This is a genomic window from Collinsella sp. AM44-11, from assembly GCF_003467145.1.
Lineage (GTDB): Bacteria > Actinomycetota > Coriobacteriia > Coriobacteriales > Coriobacteriaceae > Collinsella.
In genome coordinates, this window is the sequence record NZ_QSFE01000028.1 from 1 (window position 1) to 3,621 (window position 3,621).

At 55.3% G+C, this 3,621-nt stretch carries 4 protein-coding genes; all 4 read right to left on the reverse strand.

Annotated elements, in window-relative coordinates:
* Window positions 1-134: 134 nt before the first annotated feature.
* On the reverse strand, window positions 135-1,250 hold the full coding sequence (locus DW943_RS10240) for an SIS domain-containing protein (RefSeq protein WP_117862972.1): 1,116 nt from the start codon (window positions 1,248-1,250) through the stop codon (window positions 135-137).
* A 195-nt stretch (window positions 1,251-1,445) separates the two neighbouring features.
* A complete protein-coding gene (locus DW943_RS10245) occupies window positions 1,446-2,159 on the reverse strand; it encodes a GntR family transcriptional regulator (protein ID WP_099432289.1) in 714 nt (237 codons plus the stop codon).
* Window positions 2,144-2,911, reverse strand: a complete 768-nt coding sequence (locus tag DW943_RS10250) for a GntR family transcriptional regulator (protein WP_117862973.1) — start codon at window positions 2,909-2,911, stop codon at window positions 2,144-2,146. Before DW943_RS10250 ends, DW943_RS10245 begins: the two co-directional genes overlap by 16 nt.
* A gap of 38 nt (window positions 2,912-2,949) precedes the next feature.
* On the reverse strand, window positions 2,950-3,438 hold the full coding sequence (locus tag DW943_RS10255) for a hypothetical protein (RefSeq protein WP_117862974.1): 489 nt from the start codon (window positions 3,436-3,438) through the stop codon (window positions 2,950-2,952).
* Window positions 3,439-3,621 lie beyond the last annotated feature (183 nt).

Genomic DNA, 3,621 nt, shown 5'->3' on the forward strand with positions numbered 1-3,621 from the left:
TAGAGCGCCTTGCCGTCCTCGAGGTAGCCCTCCTGGTCGAAATGCATGATCTCGATCTTCTCGGTTTCCTTCATTTGTCTCTCCTTTCTGGGGTTGTCTCCACATCCCCCATGCCAACGGGCATCAAAACCCGCTTACATTCCGTAACACTCAGCCGCTTTGGCCTTAAGCGCATTGACTGACTCTTCGTAGCCCTCTGCCTTGACCTCCATTTGCTTGGAGACAGCATCGAGATACGGGTGCACGTCCCATGACTTCAGACGCTCGGCGATTATGGCCGCAATCGTCTGGAAGAACACAAGATTGGGAATTGCGCTGAGCAGCGGAGCCACCTGAGGCACCGCAACCTCGTGAGCCCTACCCCTGGGATGGGCCGTGAGCAGCACCGTTTTTGCCGTAACGTTCGACAGCGCATCGGCGATATTCGCAAGACGCTCCGACCCCTGCGGATCGTCGACGATAAACACCAGATAACCCGGAACGATCTGCATCTCGGGACCGTGGACGAACTCCTCGCCCTCGTGATGCATGGCAGGAATCTTGATGGTCTCGCTCAGCTTGAGGGCCGCCTCTTCGGCAACGCCATAGTTGGGGCCGTTGCCGACGACCATGGCGGGCATGTGCTCAGAAAGCTCGAGCATGCGGTCTTGGACATATGCCTCGGCGGTCTTGCACATCACGGCATTGGCATGGATAGCCTCGCGCAGGTCGTCTAAACGCTGGGCAACGCCCTTGGCGTCAATCGTTCCGCGCGCCTGACCGCCGTAAATACCAAAGAGCACCAGGTACTCAACGAGGACCTCGACGCCCAGCGTCACAAAGTCCACCGACTCGACGCCCACACCGTAGTCAAGAACGATATCAGTGTGCTCCTTGATGGGCGCCTCGACGTTTGCCGTGAGCGCAACAGCTGCCATATCGTGTGCACGCATGTAATCGAGCGCTGCAATCGTATTGGTCGAATAGCCACTCTGCGAGACGGCGATGTTGAGCACATGCTGCGGATAGGTGTGTTCAAAATCGACGAAGGCCTCGGGCGTCACAACGGACACCTGCATCTGCAGCGCATCTTGCAGGTAATCTCGGGCGCAATCGGCGGCATGGCGCGACGAACCCGAAGCAACGATGCGCAGCGCGTCAAAAGAACCGGACTGGATAATATCAACGAGCTGCGCTACCAGCTCAGACGAACGCTCGAGGTTCGCTCCCATACGCACATGGGCAAGCTGAACGTAATCGAGCATCTTCATCGTCTCACCTCGTAACAAATCATTAGTATTTGATACCAATCACAGTTACAGGTTACGGCTTTTTGATACCTCTTTGTCGATTAATTTATCCCCATCGGCGAACGGTCGATTTTGAGCCATGTAAGGTTATATATGTAGTCTGCTCAACGAATCAAAATTCCGTCAGCTTTTCAGCCCGTTATGCAAAAAAACCAGCTAGTACGTATAGGTATATCCACCCGCATCGCCGCGGTTAAACGACTTGACGTACTCGATCGCCTGGCCGCTCGCATCGAAGCTCACGCACTCCAGCGTCAAGGCAAGATCGCCCTGCTCCAGTCCAAGCAGGCCGGCATCTCGCGCGCCCAGCGCTTCGATATCGAGCTTTTCCTGTGCCATGACCGGCTTTCGGCCCAACATCTCATAGGTCTCGTACAAACTGAAGACCGACACGTCAATATCTTCGATTGTGGGGAACAGCAGGCACGGGATGAACGCCGTCTCAATCGATACGGGATCGCCGTTGACGCAGTTCAAACGCCGAATCGAATACAGCAAATCGTCCTCGGCAATGCCAAACAGGTTGGCATAATATGGGCCCGCATAACGCTTGGAACGCGCGAGGATACGGACGGACGGCTCGCCGCCCGAAGCACGAACCGATTCGCGAAAGCCTCCTGTTCGCTCGTACGCAACGGGCACTTTCTGTGCCACAAACGCGCCCTTTCCGCGGACGCGTCGAATCTGCCCACGCCGAACCAGCTCATCGACAGCACTTCGGATGGTCAAGCGTGTCGTACCAAATTCCTCAGCGAGGTCTTTTTCGGACGGAATCATGGAACCCGTGGGATATATACCGCGCTCGATACGTTCCTCGATGCGGCGTCGAATGCGCATATAAACCGGGGTGGCATCTACTGTTTCAGCCATTGTTCACCTGCCACGCTCCTCATGCCGTTCTTTTCGCCGTTGTCGGCAAAGCGGAACTTTGTGGGCAAAATCACCGATTTGCAATGCTCCACAAAACGCATGTCCTTATCAAATTCCATCGTGCTCTCATAGAACACCGGCGTTTCCTCTTCTTGTTGGAGCAGCTCGGCCTCTTCGGCGTTCAAACGCGAGATGGAGATATGCTCACGTCCATGCTCAACACGCACGCCACCTTCTTTGAGCAAGACATCGTAAAGGCTCTCGCACTCAAAATCGTGTTCGGGAAGCGATGGGCACAGGGACAGATTAACGTGAGCCGTCTCGATTGACGCCGGCTCGCCCTCAATAAGTCGAACGCGCTGCATGCGGAGCAAAGGAGCGCCTATAGCCACCCCAAGCTTGTCGGCAAGCGTCTTATCCGCCTCGATGGTCTCGATGGAAACCAGACGAGAAGAGGGATGCAGGCCGGCAGTCCGCACGGCATCGGAAAAGTTATACGTTTCCTGGAAGATGTTCAGCGGCTTAGGAGGACACACATACGTACCCGATCCGCGACGGCTCTCGAGCGTTCCACACGAGATGAGCCGCGTGATACCGGCACGCAACGCCGTACGCGAAACGCCGATCTCTTCGCACAGCACGCGCTCGGCCGGCAGGCGATCGCCGCCGGCAAGCTGATGGTGCTGGATATACCATAGAATTCCCTCAACAGCACGATCTTTAGGGGGAATTGCATAAGATTCGCCTGCCATTGCACAGACTCCTCATTCAGAAACGTATGCCGCCAAAATTAGACCAGCCCTCCCATGGCATCAAATTCGGCCTTGATCTTCTCGGCGACATTCCGATACGACTTATATAGGCTTGAATCGCGTTTGACTTCATCGGTCATAACGGGAATCTCTAGTTTGGAAACCTCGTCTTTTCCCGTCTGAACCGCCACAACAACGCCCATACCAAGACACATATTACGCTTGGCTGCGTTCATTTTTGCCGCCTTAGCGGGATTTGCCAGAATACGCTGGGCAAATTCCTGTTTAGAGACCGCTTCATCGGCTTCCTGATCGCCCGCCTCGGCTACTTCGCACTGCAACACGTCCGCGTAGTCAAAAATCCTCGGAGTCGCGCCGCGCTGATGCACGGCCCACTTGCGGCGCGTGGCATCCTGGTAGATAGCCGGCAAAAACGTAAACCGCGGCGGGTCCAAAATCGTATCCGTGATGGTAAACACATCGGGATCAAAGGCATCCTGCGGGTTTTTCTTCTTGAACAGCCCCATATCAGCCTCCCGTACTAGCATTAAACAACTCAAGTCGAATATAGCACCAATTTCAAGCCGTCACTTTAGCACATCGGTGCATGGCATCTATGACCCGCTCAGCGGGGAATACGTACGGACGAGGGACGGGGCAGGGTGCTTGGTTTTGGAAGTGGGCTTCGCGAACTTCCAAAACCAAGCACC